Source organism: Mucilaginibacter psychrotolerans, from assembly GCF_004519315.1.
In the GTDB taxonomy this organism is placed as follows: Bacteria; Bacteroidota; Bacteroidia; order Sphingobacteriales; family Sphingobacteriaceae; genus Mucilaginibacter; species Mucilaginibacter psychrotolerans.
In genome coordinates, this window is record NZ_SOZE01000005.1 from 65152 (window position 1) to 83411 (window position 18260).

Here is an 18260-nt window from a genome sequence, read left to right on the forward strand (position 1 = left end):
ACGCAATTACAATCTTACATTTTAATTACTAATTTTAACGCCACAGCTAAAAAACCGTCGTAGTGAATAAAAAGTTAGAAATCTTAGCAGAAAAACGTCAAAAAGCTATGGAAGGCGGAGGCCTTGCCCGTATAGAAAGCCAGCATAAAAAAGGGAAACTAACTGCACGCGAGCGGCTTCACTTCCTGCTTGATGAGGGGAGCTTTCAGGAAATAGGCATGCTGGTGTCGCACCGCTCTACCGATTTTGGGATGGAAAAAGAAAAGTACCCCGGTGATGGCGTGGTTACCGGCTACGGCACGGTAAACGGTAGGCTGGTGTATGTTTTCTCGCAGGATTTTACCGTTTTCGGCGGCTCCTTATCAGAAACCCATGCCGAAAAGATATGCAGAATAATGGATTTGGCGCTTAAGAACGGTGCGCCTGTAATAGGCCTTAACGATTCGGGCGGTGCGCGCATACAGGAAGGCGTGGTATCGCTTGGTGGTTATGCCGATATCTTTTACCGCAACACTATGGCCAGCGGAGTGGTGCCGCAATTATCGGCCATTATGGGGCCATGCGCGGGCGGCGCGGTTTATTCGCCCGCCATTACTGATTTTATATTGATGGTGGAGCATACCAGCTACATGTTTGTAACCGGCCCTAGCGTAGTGAAGACCGTAACGCACGAAGTGGTAAGTTCAGAGGAGTTGGGTGGAGCAAATACCCATGCCACCAAAAGCGGCGTAACGCACTTTGCCTGCAGCAACGAGATAGATGCCCTACAGCACCTAAAAAAGCTACTGAGCTATATGCCGCAGAACTGCGAGGAAAGGGCTCCGACTTTGCCATATGAACCAGGCAACGAAAGCCGGCCAGCGCTTACCGATATCATGCCTCTAATTGCATCGCAACCTTACGATATCCGCGAGGTGATAGAAGAAGTGCTAGACGAGAACTCGTTCCTTGAAGTGCATAAAGAGTTTGCCGCCAACATTGTAGTGGGCTTTGCGCGCCTGGCCGGCCGTAGTATTGGCATGGTGGCCAACCAGCCCGCATTTTTGGCCGGGGTGCTGGATATCCACTCCTCGCAAAAAGCCGCCCGTTTCGTGCGCTTTTGCGATAGCTTCAATATCCCCCTACTGGTGTTCGAAGATGTGCCGGGCTTTTTACCGGGTACTGATCAGGAATGGAACGCCATTATTACCAACGGCGCCAAGCTGCTGTACGCATTTTGCGAGGCCACCGTGCCGCGTATTACCGTTATTACCCGCAAAGCCTATGGCGGCGCTTACGATGTAATGAACTCCAAGCACATCGGCGCGGATATGAACTTTGCCTGGCCAACAGCCGAAATTGCGGTAATGGGTGCTAAAGGCGCTGCCGAAATTATCTTTAAACGCGAAATAAGCACTGCAGAGGACCCTGAAGCCAAATGGCGCGAAAAGGAACAACAGTACGCCGATATTTTCACAAATCCCTACCGCGCTGCCGAGCGTGGTTTCATTGACGAGGTGATAGAACCTGCCGAAACCAGAGCAAAGCTTATCCAGGCCTTTAAGATGCTGGAGAACAAAGTTGTGAACAATCCGAGGAAGAAACATGGGAACATACCGCTGTAGGATTTGAGAAGTTGGAATATGATGACAAACAAAAACCAGTGCCTTTTACGAAGTATATAAACAAATATGCCGCTGAAGCTTTGCATACCGTACTCATCACAGCCTAAGTGATGAGGTTGTTTATCAGATACTGAACATCAAACCAAGGATAGGCGTGGAAATGGCATAAATTTAATTTATCAAGGATAGGTTTATGAAGAGGCATTATTTTGCCCAAATACCGGTTGCTTTATTAGCAATTATGAGTTTACATTGCCAGGTGATGAATACGTTGGTTACCAGCATCACGATAATGTTAGCCAGAACGGTGCCCGGTAAACCTATCTGTTTGATGAGGAATATAGACAAGGGTACGTTAATAATGCCGGTTGCAATTACTAATATCAGCTGCACGCGCAGTTTACCTACGCCATTGAGCAGGTAGGCGTGTATCACCATCCAGGTTTGCAATATGGCATACACCGCCATACTTAACGATAACATGTTGGGTACAACTATTCCGTTGCCTATCCAAAGCCTATAAACGATGCCCGAAAACAGGTACAGCACAAAAGCAAATACGGCAGCGGCTGCCCAAAGCTTGCGCATCTTGCGAATGGAGCCGCGTATCCACCCAAAATCTTCACGGGCGTACGCATCCGTAAACGCACTCCAGTAAGGGGTTATAATAATGTAGAATACAATATTGATAATGGAGAAATATTTGAACGGTATATTAAATGTAGTAACCTCGTGCGGGCCAAGTATACGGCTGATGACTATATTATCAGTCTCGTACAATATAAGCGCGCCTATCTGTATAAAGAAGAATGCTGCACTTACGCTCATGAGGCTCTTGGCATTCAGCAGCAATACGTTCCTAAGCCGGGGTATAAATGCTTTAAGACTGGTAGCAAACAGGTAAATATTTGCCAACAGCAGCACCAGAACCGGCGAGCCGGAAGCGACCAGCACCAACAAGTACAAGTTGCCCTTGGTAAAAATGGAGAGTACCCATATCAGTACGTAAGTTAGCACCTGCCCCAGCAGTAATATCAACGAAGCTTTAAATGGCTGGTGCATAGCAATAAGGATGCTGTTTACCGGCTGCAGTATAAATTGTATGCAGAAAGATGCCAGGGTGATAACCAGCACGGGCCAAATATCGAATTGCATGGTAGCGGGTACCCGCAGTAGCCAGTTCCAGTTGAAAAACAGGCCAACGCTATAAAACACCACAAATACCGCTACAGCTATTCCGCAAAGCAACGCATAAGTGGTACTAATGTCGCGCTGAACGGCATCATGCTCTCCAAGAGCCAGAGAGTGCGCTAGCTTATTGCGCAACCCGTTACTAAGTCCTATATCGAAAGTGTTTATCCACGCCACTAATGATGCTATGGTTACCCAAATGCCGTACTGCGTGGCGTTGAGGTAATTGATGGTTAAAGGTAAAAGCAAAAAACCGATAAGCACGCTTAGACCCCGTATTAAAAAAGTATATACGATATTCCTTTTTACCTTCAGGCTGCGCTCGCTGCCCGCGCTCCAGAATGCCTGCGCCTTATTTTTGATGAAGGAGCGCATTTTATAGGGGATAATTTATACGGATACTTTTTTTTGATTGCATAGCTATTTGACGCTCCCGCAAATTTATATAAACCAATAACATTATCGCTTTAAAGCGTTTGTTATTTAGTACCGCTTTTGTAAGTACATCATCCAGTGGCTGCAATTCATTGCGTTTGCGCCGGAATAATTTCTCCCGGCAATATCGAAGCATCTATTTTGGCATTGAAGATATTGGTATCCCAACCGGCAACTTTGCCGCAGTTACCCTGGTTCCAGCCTGCATTTGGCTTACCATTAGCTTTAGTAAAATTAACATGGTTACTGGCCATAGTATTTAATGAGCAGCCAGAGGTATGCTGTTTCCAGATATAAAGCCCCACATTGGTAAACTTTTGCTGTTTGCCGTATATCGTATTATTGATGATGCTGATATGGTTGCCCCCCGCTATGGCCATGCCATACTGTCCGGGATTTACGAGGATGTTGTTTTTGGCAACTATGTACGCGCCACCGTTGTCGCCCAACATAATCCCACCGCCTATGGTACTAGGGCCGCCGCCCCTTATGCGGTTGCCTATAACCTGTATAGGGCTGGCAGGCGTGCCAGCGCTTTTGAATACGTTTATAGCATCTTCAGGGGCGCTTTGGCCGGGTACGTTTTCGCCGTTGTTGTAGTTTATTTTACTGCCGGGGCCAATTACCTCGTCAAACTGTACCATCTGGCCGCGCGGAAAGGGGCCTTGTATATTTCTGAAATTATTGTAGCTAACATCTATCTGCCGGCACTCTACCGCGTACACGCCCGAGGCCAGCTTCTCAAAGTAACAATTCACCACCTTTATATTACATGAGCTTAGCAATATGATGCCATTTTTTTTGGAAAAACGGAAGCGGCAATTTTTTACGGTGATGTTATAACAATTGTTAAGCTCCAGGCAATCCAACGTGTCGCCTTGTATATCCAACCCGCTTATCACCCTGTCATGTGCGCCGTTCAGCTTAACAGGTTTTGATGACCGATAGCTTACAATCCGGGTAGTAGCACCGTTGCACGCAAGCAATAAGGATATCATCAACAAAGCTGCGGTAAAAATATAAGCCGCTTTCAACCTGCAAACAACATACATAATAAGTGATATATCAAATTCCGAAGGTACAACAACGAGTAGAGATTAACCTAACAACCCGGGCTTTTAGGCTAAAGGCCGAGGGGGACGGCCTGCCTGTTTAAACACATGATCCAACCAGCGCCAGAATCAGTCATTTGTCATATAAATACTTCTGCCCTTTGTTTCTCATGCCTATTTTTTCTTTAAATACCAGGTAAATAAACACCGGACCATAAACCAAATACCTGCGCCACAGGTGGTTTGGCTCGTGCAATAAACGGATAAACCATTCCAGTCCAAGGTTTATCCAGAATTTCCCCGGCCGCTTAACCGTTTCTGAATAGAAATCGAAAACAGCCCCAATAGAGCAAATTATATCAACATTAAGTTTGTCTTTATGCTTATAAACCCATTTTTCCTGCTTAGGCGCAGTCATGCCCACAAAGAGCACATCGGGCTTAAACTCATTGATATGCTTTACCATATCTTCATTATCAGCATTGCTAAACGTTTCCTTGAAAGGGGGTGAGTAAACACCAACCTTAATAGCTGGATACTCTATAGATAACCGCTCGCGTATGCCGGCAAGCGTTTCATGGGAAGAACCAAGATAAAAGCAACTGCCGCCAACTTGCTGCAACGATTTAAGAAGGTGGTTGTGCAAATCTGCCCCGGCTATTTTCTTAATCCTTTCGCCAACTAATATTTTTACCGCACCAACTATACCAACGCCATCAGGAAGCAGTAGCGTTGAATTAGTAAGTACCGTTTTAAACTCAGAATCTTTCTCTGCAATTACGTAAGAATATTGGTTTAGCGTATTTATAACACACTGCGACTCTTGTTTAAGGCCAATGTTGCTTAAGCTCGAGTTAAAAATATCGTAGTCGAATAATTTCAAAGTGCGGTATTTATCCATTGTTTCATTAAAAAGTAAATAAATCTGCGGCGCCCTGGAGTTTAATACCTTTCATATAAAAACACATCCGATAAACATATGAAAAATGCTTTGAATATCTCTAAAAAACTTCACTTAACACCTGGCTTACTGCCTACGGTTATCAACTATTCGATTTTTTATCTATCGCCCGTGTTTTATTAATTAAAATTAACGACCTACACGGCGCTAAAATTATAAATTTTATAACAAAACTGAATTTTCATTTTTAACTTAATATTATTTATTTTTAATAGATTACTAATCAATACGTTACTAACGCATAGCTTTACCGATCGGTTGAGTTAATAACTCAATATAAATTTAATAAACCATCAAATAATAAGTAAAAACGCGTTTTTTTATACAATAGAACGGCCTTCGAACAGACATACGAAATTAAACGTTTTGCAGTTGCCTAATATAATTTATCCAATTTTGCATAGTTGGCTTATCAAAATGATCGGTAAGGTCACCGGCAGCGTCAAAAGTAGGGTGCAGCATCACCTCTACCTTTTCACCGGCGGGGCGGGCTTGTACGTTAGCTAAAAAAAGGGCCACAGTTTCGAATTTATGGGTATAATTTAATCCATTATCTATAAGCTTTTGATTGATATACTTTCGATACCAGTATTTAAGATAGCTCCCTTCGCGGTAGGTTTGTGCCAGCCTTAGCTTCAGCTGGTAGTGGCGGGCGGCCTGCAAAAACAATCCGTTGAGCGAAGGCAAGGTGTGCAGGTGATAATGTGAATCGATGTGGCTTACGGGCACGCCATGCTGCAGTGCATTATTTATTTGCGCGTGTATCTCCTGTAACAGCGCTTTTTGTTCTTGCCTGCTAAATCGCGCAAATATATTGTTAGTTTGCTCCAGGCTCCAGGTTCCATCGGCATTCAACAGGCGCGCGGGTACATTGGTTAGTGGCCGGCAGTCGGCCAGGTTAACGTGCACGCCAACATTAATGATGCAGGAATTATCCTCAATTATCTGCACAGCTTCTTCAAAACCCGGGGTATTCGTTAACAAAGTGGCACTATTAATATATTCTTTTTCGAAGCAAAATAATATAGCTTTGTTTACCGAGGCGTTGAGGCCAAAATCGTCAGCGTTGGCAATGATATTTGAATTTAATGGCATAAAAATTATAAATTTACTAAAGAAAAGCAGAAGTGGAAAAAATAGCTAAAATTAAAAATTCGTAAACATATAGGTACTTAAACTATAATTTAAGCAAAAAAAATCTTTTAAAATTCACCTTTTCATATTTTTTGTTATTTTCGCATGAATTATATCGACGACATAGGAAATTTATAATCAACAAGAATGACTGGCTGTTTTAAAGAGATTTACCCCTCCCCTATCTTTAAATTAGCCCAATTATATTTAGTTTCATTAAAAATCATATCTTTCATCGCCCTTACTTTTAATATATTTAGCGCAAAAACCACCAATTATACCACCTTCCTTATGCAAACAGATCATTACCGTTTAAATCTATTGTTAAATTACTAAATATGAAATTGAAACACTTATTTGCCATTTTTATTGCTGCTTTAGTTCTTTTCAATCTGGCTTGTACTCCTTATAAAAACATCCCATATTTTCAGGATTTAAGAAGAGACAGTATCACCACGGAAGACATTACAAATTATAGCCCGGTTACCATCCAGCCGGGCGACCAACTGGGGTTACATTTCACAAGCTTAAACGTTGAGGCATCGGCGTTATTCAACTACAACCTGGAGCGGCCATCTGGTGGCAGTGGCAATTTAGACAGGAGTGAGCAAAACGCCGTTGTTGGCTATTATGTAGATACGGATGGCAACATAGTGCTTCCTCTTGTTGGCAAGGTGAAAGCAACAGGATTCACCACAACAGAGTTCGCAAAGGTAGTTGAAGAAAAAGTGTTGCCCTATTTAACTAAACCAACAGTTAGTGTACGCTACCAGAATTTCAAGGTATCGGTTTTAGGCGATGTTAGATCACCTAATCTTTTCAATATTTATAACGAGCGGACAACCGTATCCGAGGTTTTGAGTATGGCCGGCGATTTAAATATTACCGGTATCAGGCGGGTTGTACTTATAAGAGAACTTGAGGGAAAAAGGCAGTATATCCCATTGGACCTCACTTCTAAAAACATATTCAGTTCTCCTTATTACTATGTTAAAAAGAATGACGTTATATATGTACAGCCTAACGAACAACGGGCTGCTAACGATGGGTCTACATTCCAAAGAGCAAGTTTAGTCATTTCAGTTTTATCAGTTGTTGCTGTCCTTTTAACCAGATAATTATTTAGTATGAGCAAGCAAAAATCTCAATTAACAACGTTTACTTTACCTGCAGGAGATACCGAATCATCTGCATCAGGAGATGTTATAAAGAAATACCTTTTCCATTGGCCCCTGTTCGTATTGGGGGTAATTCTATTTATTATTCTGGCTTTTTTTTATCTACAAGTAACAAAACCCACCTACCCAATATTAGCTACCCTTGAATTTAAGGGGCCAACAAGCTCTGAAGGTACCGTAATCAATAAAAATGGCGACAATCAACAATTAGACCCTATAAGCACCCCTGTTATTGTGGAAAACGAAATAGAGGTAATGCAATCTAAGAAGTTAATGTACAAAGTCGTAAACGACCTTCAGCTTTGGGCTACTTATAAAGCAAAGGACGGCGGGGTAGACCTTTATAAGGAAACCCCCGTAAAATTTTCATTTGTAAAAGCCGTAGGTACTATTGACGGAAAAGGCGAGAAAATAGAGGTAATCTTAAAAGACGCAAACTCATTTACCCTTCTTGACAACGAAAGCGGCAATAAGGACTATGCTTATGGTAGCGCTATCAAAAGCTCTTTTGGGACATGGAAGCTAACTCCAACAACTAATTTTAATTCGTTTAAGGGCAAAACAATAGATATAACCGTTAGCGATCCAGATCAGGTTGCCGATGATTACCAAACCAGAGTAAAAGTTGAACTTGAAAATAAAGACGCACCGTTCGTGAATATTTCTACTTCCGATCAGGTACCTAGCCGTGGAAAAGACATCCTTAACGAGTTGATGGCGCAATACAAAGAAGACGCAATGTCATCCAAAAACAGGGACGCGCAAAAAGCCATTGATTTTATAACCCTGAGGCTTGATTCGCTTGACCGGGATTTAAATATAGATGAAAGGCAAATAGAACAATTCAAAAGTGCTCAAAGCATGACTGACATCAACTCGCAAAGCCAAGGATTCAGAGATATTAGCCAAGCCAATATTAAAGCGAATAATGAGGCCGATGTGCAGCTAAAAATCCTAAACGACATAGAAAAAACGATGAACAATCCGAAGAATTTCGGAGCCCTACCGCCTACAAGCGCGCATTTAGAAGACCCGAGTTTAATGGCTTTGTATGAAAAACTTACTGCCGTTCAGTTGCAAAAAGCGCAATTGCTTGCCACTACTCCGGAAACTAACCCTTTGTTCGACCCTATCAACCAACAGTTAGCTGCATTGCAAAAGGCATTCAAAGATAAAATTACGGCTATGAAGGCTTCGCAGGTAGCCATTAAAGAGCAGATAGCGAAATTTCAATCAGGAATTCAAACAGGCCTGAAAAAGATACCTGAGCAAGACCGCTTGTACACTTCGATGAAACGTAAACAGGAAAGTAAAGAAAAAATATATACTTTTTTACTTGAAAAACGCGAGCAAATATCACTAAGGTATGCATCTACCGTTTCAGATTCTGAAATAGTAGATGATGCCCATGCGGGCAAAGCAAAATGGCCAAAGCCAGCTATAGTTTATGCTATAGCATTACTGCTAGGTTTAGCATCGCCAATAGGATTGCTTTATGCACGTGAAAGCTTAAATGAGCGTATAAGCAACCGTAAACAAATTGAGGACGCTGTTAACGTACCAATTTTAGGAGAGCTTTCTTACCAGGAAGACACCACCCCTATCGTGGTTACGCAGGGTCGGGGAAAATTCGCCATCGGCGAGCAGTTCAGGGTATTGCGTACCAACTTATCGCATTTACACGGCAATAACGAAAAGGGCCGCGTAACACTGTTTACGTCAAGTATTGGCAGCGAAGGCAAAAGCTTTGTAAGCTCTAACCTTTCCGTTACACTTGCTTATGCATCCAGAAAAACCATCATTTTAGAAATGGATCTTCGCAAGCCGAAAATATCCGGAATATTCAATTTATCGCCGGAGCACCCCGGCATCAGCGATTACCTGGTAGAAACTCATAAAGATATTTCGAAACTCATACAGCCATCGGGCATACCCGGGCTTGATGTATTAGGCTGCGGCCCAATACAACCCAACCCGTCGGAGTTGCTTGAGAAAAATAAACTGGACGAGTTAATCAACACGCTAAAAGAAACCTATGATGATATCCTAATCGATTCGCCGCCAATACACCTGGTAACCGATTCTTATATTATTGCACGAACCGCCGGTGCCGTTGTTTACATGATAAGGCAGGGCCATACGCTTAAAGATGAGCTTGAATTTATCAACGGCGTTGACGAAGCTAAACGGTTCCCGAAATTCACTTTGGTGTTTAACGGTATAAAGCGCGATTCCTTTAACTACGGCTACGGGTACACTAACAGTTATTACAGTTCGTACAACACTAATGCAGTGGAAGAGAAAGACACCTTTGGATCTAAAATACGAACGTTTTTAAGAAGATTTTAAATTAACTTGATACCTGCTACTCCAATTTCAGCGTTTGCAGGCAACTTTAACATTAAGCTGATATGTCGATTATTTCGGCATTTAGTTTAAACTTAAAAAATTAAAATCCGTACAATACACTACCTCAAAAAATAAATATGGCTAAGAAGATAACTAAAATTTGCTGCATTGGTGCAGGATATGTGGGCGGGCCCACAATGGCTGTAATTGCACAAAAATGCCCCGGTATAAAGGTTACCGTGGTTGATTTGAACCAGGCGAGGATAGAAGCCTGGAACGATCCTGACACTAATAATATTCCTGTATACGAGCCTGGCTTAGCAGAAGTGGTAGCCGAGGCCCGTGGGCGCAACCTATTCTTCTCCACTGCCGTTGACGAAGCAATAGCCGAAGCAGAAATGATATTCATCTCGGTAAACACCCCTACTAAAACCTATGGCACTGGCAAAGGCATGGCAGCAGACCTTAAATATATCGAGCTTTGCGCACGCCAAATAGCACGGGTTTCAAAAACTGATAAAATAATTGTAGAAAAATCCACCTTGCCTGTAAGGACTGCCGAAGCTGTAAAAAGCATATTGCAGAATACCGGCAACGACGTACAGTTCCAAATTTTATCAAATCCCGAATTTTTGGCCGAAGGTACCGCAGTAGAAGATTTGCACGCTCCCGATCGTATTTTAATTGGCGGAGACACCACCCCCGAAGGCCAGGACGCTATACAATCTCTCGTTGATGTATATAGCAACTGGGTCCCTCGCGAAAGGATTCTTACAACTAACCTTTGGTCGTCTGAGCTGTCTAAACTTACGGCTAATGCATTTTTGGCCCAGCGCGTTTCGTCTATAAACGCCTTGTCCGAGCTGTGCGAGCACACCGGTGCAGATATTTCTGAAGTATCGCGCTCCATTGGTACCGATAGCCGCATTGGCCCCAAGTTTTTAAATGCCTCGGTAGGTTTCGGCGGCTCGTGCTTTCAAAAAGATATATTGAATTTAGTTTACATAGCGCGGTCTTATGGCTTACAACAAGTTGCCGACTATTGGGAACAAGTGATTATCATGAACGACCATCAAAAAAGGCGTTTCGGTAACAAAATTGTAAAAACACTTTACAATACCGTATCGGGCAAGAAGATTGCGTTTTTAGGTTGGGCTTTTAAAAAAGACACTAACGATACGCGCGAGTCCCCAGCCATATTTGTTGCGGATAATTTGCTAAACGAAGAAGCTAAAGTTGCAGTATACGATCCGAAAGTATCTGAACAACAAATCCTGGGCGATCTGAATTACCTGCAAAGCCGCAACGAAGCCAAAAATGCAGAACTGGTAACCACCTTTGATAATGCTTACGAGTGCTGCAAAGGCGCACACGCAATAGCCATTTTAACCGAGTGGGACGAATTTAAAACTTACGACTGGGAGCAGATTTACCAAAACATGACCAAGCCGGCCTTCTTGTTCGACGGGCGAAATGTAGTGGATAAGAAAAAGCTTACTGAGATTGGTTTTAAGGTATATACGATTGGCAAGTGAACACCCTTGTCAATCAATTAACCTACTTACTAAATGAATATAAAAAAGAACTTTCTATATAATAGCATTTTACTGGTCTCGCAATACATTTTTCCAATGCTTGTTTTTCCGTACACATCACGTGTATTAGGAGTAGATAAGATTGGTTTGGTAAATTTCGCCGATGGGATTGTTAATAACTTCATACTTTTTAGCACAATGGGTCTCACCATAACCGGTATTAGAGAGGTTGCTAGATATAAGAACGACCGGCTTCAAATAAATAGAGTTTTTTCTGAACTTCTTGTCATTCATTTAATAATGACTGCAATCGTATCGGTTATTTACGTTATAGCGATTTATAATTACGCAAAATTCAGTGATCATAAAGCATTGTATTTGATAGGGTTATCTAAGTTAATATGTAATGTATTTTTAATTGAATGGTTCTTTAGAGGAATTGAAAACTTTAAGTTTATTACCTTAAGAACTGTCATAATAAAAACGGTATATGTGGCGCTCGTCTTTTTGACAGTTAAACAAAAGGATGACTATAATATCTTCTTTATTTTAACATGTGGCATGACGGTTATTAACGGACTTGTTAACTGTTGGTACGCAAGAAATTACGTGTCGGTAGCGTTCAAAAATTTGGATTTAAACCGTCACTTTAAATTCTTTTTCACGATGGGCTTGTACCTGATTTTGACAAACATGTACACAACATTTAATGTAGCTTATCTAGGATTCGTTGCCAACGATACTTCGGTAGGACTATATTCAACATCGCTAAAAATCTTCACCATTATATTGGGATTGTTTACCGCATTAAATACTGTTTTAGTTCCGAGATTATCCTCGTTAATTGCCGAAGACAGGCATGAGGAATTTATCAGTTTGATAAATAAATCAACTATTTTGATATCTGCGATTTGCTTCCCTATTATAATGCTTAGCGAAGTTTTAGCGCCTCAAATTATTCATATCATAGCCGGAGAAGGTTATGATGGCGCAATTATTTGTTTCAGAATAATTATCCCTCAAATATTTTTAGTGGGTATTTCTCAGATTTTATCTAATCAAATATTAATGTCGCTTAAGTTAGACAACAAGTTGGCAATAACATCCTTCTACGGAGCAGTAGTCGGAGTTTTACTAACAATTATCTATGTACCCCGATACAGAGAAGTAGGAACTTCCATCGTTGTTTTGATTTCAGAGCTTGTTGTTACTTTCGTCCTCTATTACTTCTGCACCGTAACGGCCCGCGTAAAGTTGCCTTTACTTAACATATTAAAGAATTTGGTACTATCAGTTCCTTATTTATTGATTGCCTATTTGTGCGCAATATCCATTTCCAACGGATTGGTAACCTTGCTACTTGCAGGCACTATTTCTCTGATATACTTCGCTTTAAGTCAAATTTATTTAATGAAAAATGAAATCTTGTTGGCGTTTGTAGCAAAAGGACGATTAAAATTAGCCACGCTTAAATGATAATTTATCGTCATAAGCTTAAAACCTTGCGGTGTAGGTAACTCACCATAGTAATATTCTCAAGGCAAAATTTTACCAAAGCGAGCTAGACAAATTTCTCGCTGGTGATATTAAATTACACAATAAAAAATATTATGAAAATATTAGTTACAGGTAGTGCTGGTTTTATAGGGTATCATTTGGTAAAAAGTCTGGTAGCATTAGGCCATGAAATAGTTGGAATCGACAACATAAATGATTACTATGATCCGGAACTAAAATTCGGAAGACTTGCAGATTGTGGAATAGGCAAACCCACTATACATTGGCATCGGGAAGTCACCAGTACCACGTATCCTAACTACCGCTTTATCCGAATGAACCTCGAAAGTAAAGGCGAACTAATGTCGCTTTGTGATCGTGAACAATTTGACTATATCGTTCACTTAGCAGCACAAGCGGGTGTAAGGTATTCGATTTTAAATCCCGACGCTTACGCCCAATCTAATTTGGTTAGCTTTTTAAATGTATTGGAAGTTAGCAGGCATACCAACATAAAACATCTTGTTTACGCAAGTTCATCAAGTGTTTATGGTTTAAATGCAAATATGCCATTTTCAGTTCAGGACAATGTTGACCACCCTGTATCACTGTACGCTGCCAGTAAAAAAGCGAACGAATTAATGGCGCACACCTACAGCCATTTGTATAGAATACCGACTTCGGGCCTGCGCTTTTTCACTGTATATGGTCCTTGGGGGCGGCCCGATATGGCTTATTACTCATTCACCAAAGCGATAACAGATGGAACACCCATACAGGTTTTTAACAATGGGCAAATGAAAAGAGATTTTACATATGTAGACGATATTGTAGATGGGATAATAAAGATTACAAACCATATAGCAGAACCTGATACAGACTGGGATGCCAAAAACCCTGACCCTTCTAGGTCGACGGCACCATACAGGTTATATAATATTGGTAACAACAGCCCTGTTGAACTCATGGATTTTATCAGCGAGTTAGAAAATAACATTGGTATAAAAGCGAGAATAGAGTATAAGGAAATGCAAGCAGGAGACGTGACCTCCACCTGGGCTAACGTTGATGATTTAATCAATAACTTTAATTACAAACCCAATACCTCAATCCAAAAAGGTATCGCAGAATTCATCAACTGGTATAAAGATTTCTACAAAACTGCATGGCAATAATTATGCAAATAACGCCAAAAATGAATCCTTTTTTGGGGCTGATCCTGATAAAAAGTCGGCAAATTCGTTTATAATCATTTGCTCTGCTTATACCTGGAGTACTCTTGATGCAATAATTACCTGCCGCAAAACAATGTAAAATGGTCATCATGATAAGTTCATTACATACAAGTGTATTTTTATTTTAATTATGTTATTTGCACTTACAATAAATAATATAGCCAAATTAAAGAAAAGGTATTTCTAATTAATCGGTTACAATGGGCAAAATTATTTTCATACTTATCGCTGCAATCTTTGCAATCCAGTTAATAAGGTTACCTGGGGTGAAAAAACTCCCGTGGTTTTTTACGGGCATACTGCTATTCCCGCCATCGTTAGTTATCATCCCTTCGCCCAGTATGCCTTTCCCCAGGCTGATGTTATACATTTTACTATTTGTTACGCTTTTTAAGGAGAAAAACTGGATAAAACAATTTAAACAATTCCCATTTAAAGTACCGCTTATTATTCTGTTTTTTTTGTTGCTTTGCGTAGGTTTATTTGACGAACGCCTCACTTTATTCCTACAATTATATCGCCCGGTAACCTACTTTCTCGAGAACTTCTTCATCGTTTTTTTAACTTTCTATTATGTTAAAAACATCAATGACGGCTTATATGTGTTTGATTTTATAGTTAAATTATTTTTGCTGTTTGCTATATATGGGATGCTAAATTATGTTACTCGCAACAACGAGTACTCCGCTTATATTGCTAGTTTATATGGTACCCACGATTTTGCAAACGATAACATGATTACGGGTATTAAACGGTTTAGGGTATCGTCTTTCGCATGGCATGCTATCTACTATGGCTATTTGGTTATCACCGTTCTTTTATTGGAAACATTTATGTTTACTTCATTAAGACTGCCAAAAGCTAAAAAAGTATTTTACATCATTATAGGTGTAGCGCTGCTGATTAATCTATTTCTTTTAAATTCCCGAACACCAATATTATCCCTGGTTGTAGGCGCTTTTATTTATATAACATTTGCTATCAAATTCACCAAAAAAATTGCCATTGTGTTTTTCACAATTGTAATAGGTGCAGGTGCCATTTTCTTTATTCCGAAGGCGCAGGACGTTATGATGAATACCATAAACATCTTTACAGGGCGGGGTAATGTTAAAGAAGATGGGAGTTCAATGAGCATGCGTCAGGCACAACTGCGGGCATCTGAAAGGGAATTTATGAAAAACCCTATTTCAGGGAACGGTTTTGAATACATCACTGAAGGGTTGGGCTACTCCAGTGAAGAAAAGGACCGAAAAAGCAATAAAGATTTACAGGGCTTTGAAAGCTACTATTTTAAATTGCTGATAGAGCAAGGCATTTTAGGCATGGTGGGCAACCTGATTTTATTTGTCGCCCTAATTGTGTGGCTTGTAAAGCAATACTTAAAAGTAAGTACCTTCGGGCGTAAAGTTATCGTATTTACCTCGGCGGCAACAGCCGCATTCCTGGTGTTCATTTTTGGTACCGGCGATATGGGCACTTTCAATGTCTTTATGGCGCTGCTGGGCATTTGCATAAGGCTCGTTATGCTGAACGACCAACGTAAAGTTATATATTATTCTACAGTAACAAGGGAAGTTTTAGAACCAGCCGATAGCATCGGCCTTAGTAGTCAAAGTATTTAAAATAACTGTCAGCACTTTATGTTTTCAATAGCAATTCCCGCATATAAGAGTGATTACCTTTATGATTGCATCCAGAGTATACTTAATCAAAGTTATGCAGATTTTGAATTAATCATTGTTAATGATTGTTCACCCGAGCCAGTTGATGAAATAGTTGCCAAATTCACTGATAGCAGAATCAGGTATTTTAAAAACGAAACCAATATTGGTGGCAAAAACCTGGTTGATAACTGGAATAATTGCCTCAATATGGCCACAAGGGAATTTTTTGTGATGATGGGAGATGATGATAAACTCGATCCGGATTTTTTTACCGAGTTTGCCGCTTTAATTGCCAAATACCCGAATTTAGATGTTTACCATTGCCGATCGCGGATAATAAACAGCCAAGGAGAATTTATAGGCCTATCTCCATCCTGCCCGGAATTTGAATCAGTTTACGACAATATCTGGCACCGTTTAAACGGACACAGGTTACAGTTTATTTCTGATTTTGTATACCGAACAGCATCACTTAAACAAACCGGCGGTTATTTCAAGCTACCTTATGCCTGGGGATCAGATGAGATCAGCGCCTTTATTGCCTGCGGGCAAAAAGGCATAGCGCATACCAATAAACCGGTCTTTCAGTATCGTAAACATGCCACCAGTATATCAAGTTCTGGCAGCCAATTGATAAAAATGGATGCGGTGATGGCGCAATCTGCCTGGTACGATGCTTTTTTAAAACTACAACCTATTAATATTGATGATCAAATACAATATCAGGTTTTAAAAAAAACCATTAAAAAGTTAATGCAAAAAAAGAAAACTGTAGTGCTTACGAATGCATTGGAAGGCGGCATTACAAAAAATTTCTTCAGATGGTTTACTAAAAGAAATCAATACGGCTATTCGGTGTTTGAATTAGGCTATGCTGCTATAGAAAGTATTAAAAGAAATATTGCGAAATCCAGGTTTAAAAATTAAATACCACTGAAGTTTTTGGAGCCGTTTAGGCTCAATTTGATTTACGAACTCACAATGAAAAAAAAAATTGCCTATATATCACCAGACTATTTTGCTGATGTTGATATCCCCGTTATCAAATCGTTATGTGATATATATCAGATTCATTGGATAATCGCTTTCGACGTTCCTACGAAAGGTTATTCTAAGTTTGCCACCGATGAGCTTAAGCAATTTGCGGCCGATCACAACATCACTTGCGATATAATGGTGAAAAAATTCAGGCGACGCAACCCTTTGAACATATTTTACAATATTTCGCTTATTTACAAGGCTTTAAAATTTAAACCAGATCTTTTTTATATTGAGACGTTAACAGATATATATTTTTCGTTGATGTGTTTTTGCTTTAATAGAAAACGATCTGTATTGGCAATCCACAACGTCACAGAGCATACTACCGCAAAAAGAACAGTGTCGGATATTGTTATCGATGTATCTAACTATATCGAACGGCAATATTTTACAAATGTGCAGTTATTCAGTAAGTCTCAGGCCGAAATTTACAAAATTAAATACCACGGTAAGCAAATTTTTGTAGTTCCCCTATTCCTAAAAAAGTTTTATAATATTGAGCAACTACCTAACATTGAAACACAATATTTCTATTTTCTAAATTGGGGAACATTGCGTTATAATAAAGGCATCGATTTTTTAATACTCGCTGCGGAGAAATTGTATAAAGACGGATTCAAAAACTTCAAAGTTACCATAGCGGGCAGAGCAACAGAGGAATGGGAACAATGGAAGTCCCTCATTGTGCATCCGGAAATTTTTGATTTGCACATTGGTAGTACACTACTACCCATAGAACAAATTCCTGCATTGTTTTCCACCGCTAAATTCATGGTACTGCCTTACCGGGACGTTACGCAAAGCGGACCGCTTTTATATGCGTTAAATTATAGTCTCCCAGTAATTGCATCTGCCTTACCTGGTTTTGAAGAATATATAAAGGATGGCAAAAATGGTTATTTGTTTGAGAGTGAAAATGTAGAATCGTTATTTAAAGCAATGAAGCAAGCCATCACCCTGTCTCCACCATCACTAGTAGTGATGAAAGATAATTTAAGGGGTTTTGTTGCGGACAACGTATCTGACAAAAGTATCGCAAATAAGTATCAGCAAATGTTTCTTGAAATATTGTCTTAACTACAATTATTGCAACTTCAAAAATTCGATTATTTTTTACTAATATTGCAATAAAAATAACCCCATGTTAAAAATAAATAATCAAAAACTTTAAAAACTTATTAATTTTCTATTTTTAATGTAATTTTGGAGGTATAGCTTTACAAATATATTTATATTTGTAAAGCTATACCTTAGGTAGACAATACCGTCAACACATTGTAGTTAGATGTATATCGTGGAATTTAGTATTAAAGAGCGAATCTTATCGTCACTACTTATTGTTTTCAGTCTATTGGATGGCATGCTGAAAATTAGACTTTCC

Annotated in this window: 13 protein-coding genes; 9 read left to right on the forward strand and 4 right to left on the reverse strand. The window is 40.1% G+C overall.

The window, feature by feature from the left end; translation table 11 throughout:
* The first annotated feature begins 62 nt into the window (after positions 1–62).
* Positions 63–1604, forward strand: coding sequence for an acyl-CoA carboxylase subunit beta (locus E2R66_RS07165; protein WP_133228331.1), 1542 nt, complete (start codon positions 63–65; stop codon positions 1602–1604).
* 204 nt (positions 1605–1808) lie between these two features.
* On the opposite strand, the gene E2R66_RS07170 is transcribed toward E2R66_RS07165, so the two are convergent.
* From E2R66_RS07170 to E2R66_RS07185, 4 genes are all read right to left on the reverse strand, one after another.
* Positions 1809–3170, reverse strand: coding sequence for a lipopolysaccharide biosynthesis protein (locus E2R66_RS07170; RefSeq protein ID WP_133228328.1), 1362 nt, complete (start codon positions 3168–3170; stop codon positions 1809–1811).
* Between the two features lie 149 nt (positions 3171–3319).
* The gene (locus E2R66_RS07175; RefSeq protein WP_133228326.1) at positions 3320–4282 is read right to left on the reverse strand and encodes a right-handed parallel beta-helix repeat-containing protein; all 963 of its coding nucleotides are present in this window, start codon (positions 4280–4282) and stop codon (positions 3320–3322) included.
* 133 nt (positions 4283–4415) lie between these two features.
* The gene (locus tag E2R66_RS07180) at positions 4416–5183 is read right to left on the reverse strand and encodes a WecB/TagA/CpsF family glycosyltransferase (RefSeq protein ID WP_133228323.1); all 768 of its coding nucleotides are present in this window, start codon (positions 5181–5183) and stop codon (positions 4416–4418) included.
* Between the two features lie 417 nt (positions 5184–5600).
* Positions 5601–6338, reverse strand: coding sequence for a ChbG/HpnK family deacetylase (locus E2R66_RS07185; protein ID WP_133228320.1), 738 nt, complete (start codon positions 6336–6338; stop codon positions 5601–5603).
* 377 nt (positions 6339–6715) lie between these two features.
* On the opposite strand from E2R66_RS07185, the gene E2R66_RS07190 reads away from it, so the two are divergent.
* The 8 genes from E2R66_RS07190 to E2R66_RS07225 all read left to right on the forward strand — a co-directional run bounded on the left by E2R66_RS07190 (position 6716) and on the right by E2R66_RS07225 (position 17956).
* Positions 6716–7495 (forward strand): polysaccharide biosynthesis/export family protein, encoded by a 780-nt coding sequence (locus E2R66_RS07190; protein ID WP_133228318.1) that lies wholly within the window; start codon positions 6716–6718, stop codon positions 7493–7495.
* A 9-nt stretch (positions 7496–7504) separates the two neighbouring features.
* Positions 7505–9904 carry a GumC family protein gene (locus E2R66_RS07195; protein WP_133228315.1) on the forward strand — a complete coding sequence of 800 codons (2400 nt, stop codon included), beginning with the start codon at positions 7505–7507 and terminating at the stop codon, positions 9902–9904.
* 137 nt (positions 9905–10041) lie between these two features.
* Positions 10042–11439 carry a UDP-glucose 6-dehydrogenase gene (locus tag E2R66_RS07200; RefSeq protein ID WP_133228312.1) on the forward strand — a complete coding sequence of 466 codons (1398 nt, stop codon included), beginning with the start codon at positions 10042–10044 and terminating at the stop codon, positions 11437–11439.
* Between the two features lie 33 nt (positions 11440–11472).
* Positions 11473–12915 (forward strand): flippase, encoded by a 1443-nt coding sequence (locus E2R66_RS07205; protein WP_133228309.1) that lies wholly within the window; start codon positions 11473–11475, stop codon positions 12913–12915.
* A gap of 134 nt (positions 12916–13049) precedes the next feature.
* Positions 13050–14111: an NAD-dependent epimerase gene (locus E2R66_RS07210; protein WP_133228306.1), complete on the forward strand. Its 1062-nt coding sequence runs from the start codon at positions 13050–13052 to the stop codon at positions 14109–14111.
* Positions 14112–14437: 326 nt separating this feature from the next.
* Positions 14438–15796, forward strand: a complete 1359-nt coding sequence (locus E2R66_RS07215; protein WP_158288350.1) for an O-antigen ligase family protein — start codon at positions 14438–14440, stop codon at positions 15794–15796.
* 18 nt (positions 15797–15814) lie between these two features.
* Positions 15815–16765 (forward strand): glycosyltransferase family 2 protein, encoded by a 951-nt coding sequence (locus tag E2R66_RS07220; protein ID WP_133228300.1) that lies wholly within the window; start codon positions 15815–15817, stop codon positions 16763–16765.
* A 54-nt stretch (positions 16766–16819) separates the two neighbouring features.
* Positions 16820–17956 carry a glycosyltransferase family 4 protein gene (locus tag E2R66_RS07225; protein WP_133228297.1) on the forward strand — a complete coding sequence of 379 codons (1137 nt, stop codon included), beginning with the start codon at positions 16820–16822 and terminating at the stop codon, positions 17954–17956.
* Positions 17957–18260 lie beyond the last annotated feature (304 nt).

Excerpts from the sequence above, each read along its gene's own strand:
- E2R66_RS07175 (WP_133228326.1), bottom strand. The coding sequence starts at position 4,282 with ATGTATGTTGTTTGCAGGTTGAAAGCGGCTTATATTTTTACCGCAGCT.
- E2R66_RS07205 (WP_133228309.1), top strand. The coding sequence starts at position 11,473 with ATGAATATAAAAAAGAACTTTCTATATAATAGCATTTTACTGGTCTCG.
- E2R66_RS07185 (WP_133228320.1), bottom strand. The coding sequence starts at position 6,338 with ATGCCATTAAATTCAAATATCATTGCCAACGCTGACGATTTTGGCCTC.
- E2R66_RS07200 (WP_133228312.1), top strand. The coding sequence starts at position 10,042 with ATGGCTAAGAAGATAACTAAAATTTGCTGCATTGGTGCAGGATATGTG.
- E2R66_RS07225 (WP_133228297.1), top strand. The coding sequence starts at position 16,820 with ATGAAAAAAAAAATTGCCTATATATCACCAGACTATTTTGCTGATGTT.
- E2R66_RS07220 (WP_133228300.1), top strand. The coding sequence starts at position 15,815 with ATGTTTTCAATAGCAATTCCCGCATATAAGAGTGATTACCTTTATGAT.
- E2R66_RS07190 (WP_133228318.1), top strand. The coding sequence starts at position 6,716 with ATGAAATTGAAACACTTATTTGCCATTTTTATTGCTGCTTTAGTTCTT.
- E2R66_RS07170 (WP_133228328.1), bottom strand. The coding sequence starts at position 3,170 with ATGCGCTCCTTCATCAAAAATAAGGCGCAGGCATTCTGGAGCGCGGGC.
- E2R66_RS07195 (WP_133228315.1), top strand. The coding sequence starts at position 7,505 with ATGAGCAAGCAAAAATCTCAATTAACAACGTTTACTTTACCTGCAGGA.
- E2R66_RS07180 (WP_133228323.1), bottom strand. The coding sequence starts at position 5,183 with ATGGATAAATACCGCACTTTGAAATTATTCGACTACGATATTTTTAAC.
- E2R66_RS07210 (WP_133228306.1), top strand. The coding sequence starts at position 13,050 with ATGAAAATATTAGTTACAGGTAGTGCTGGTTTTATAGGGTATCATTTG.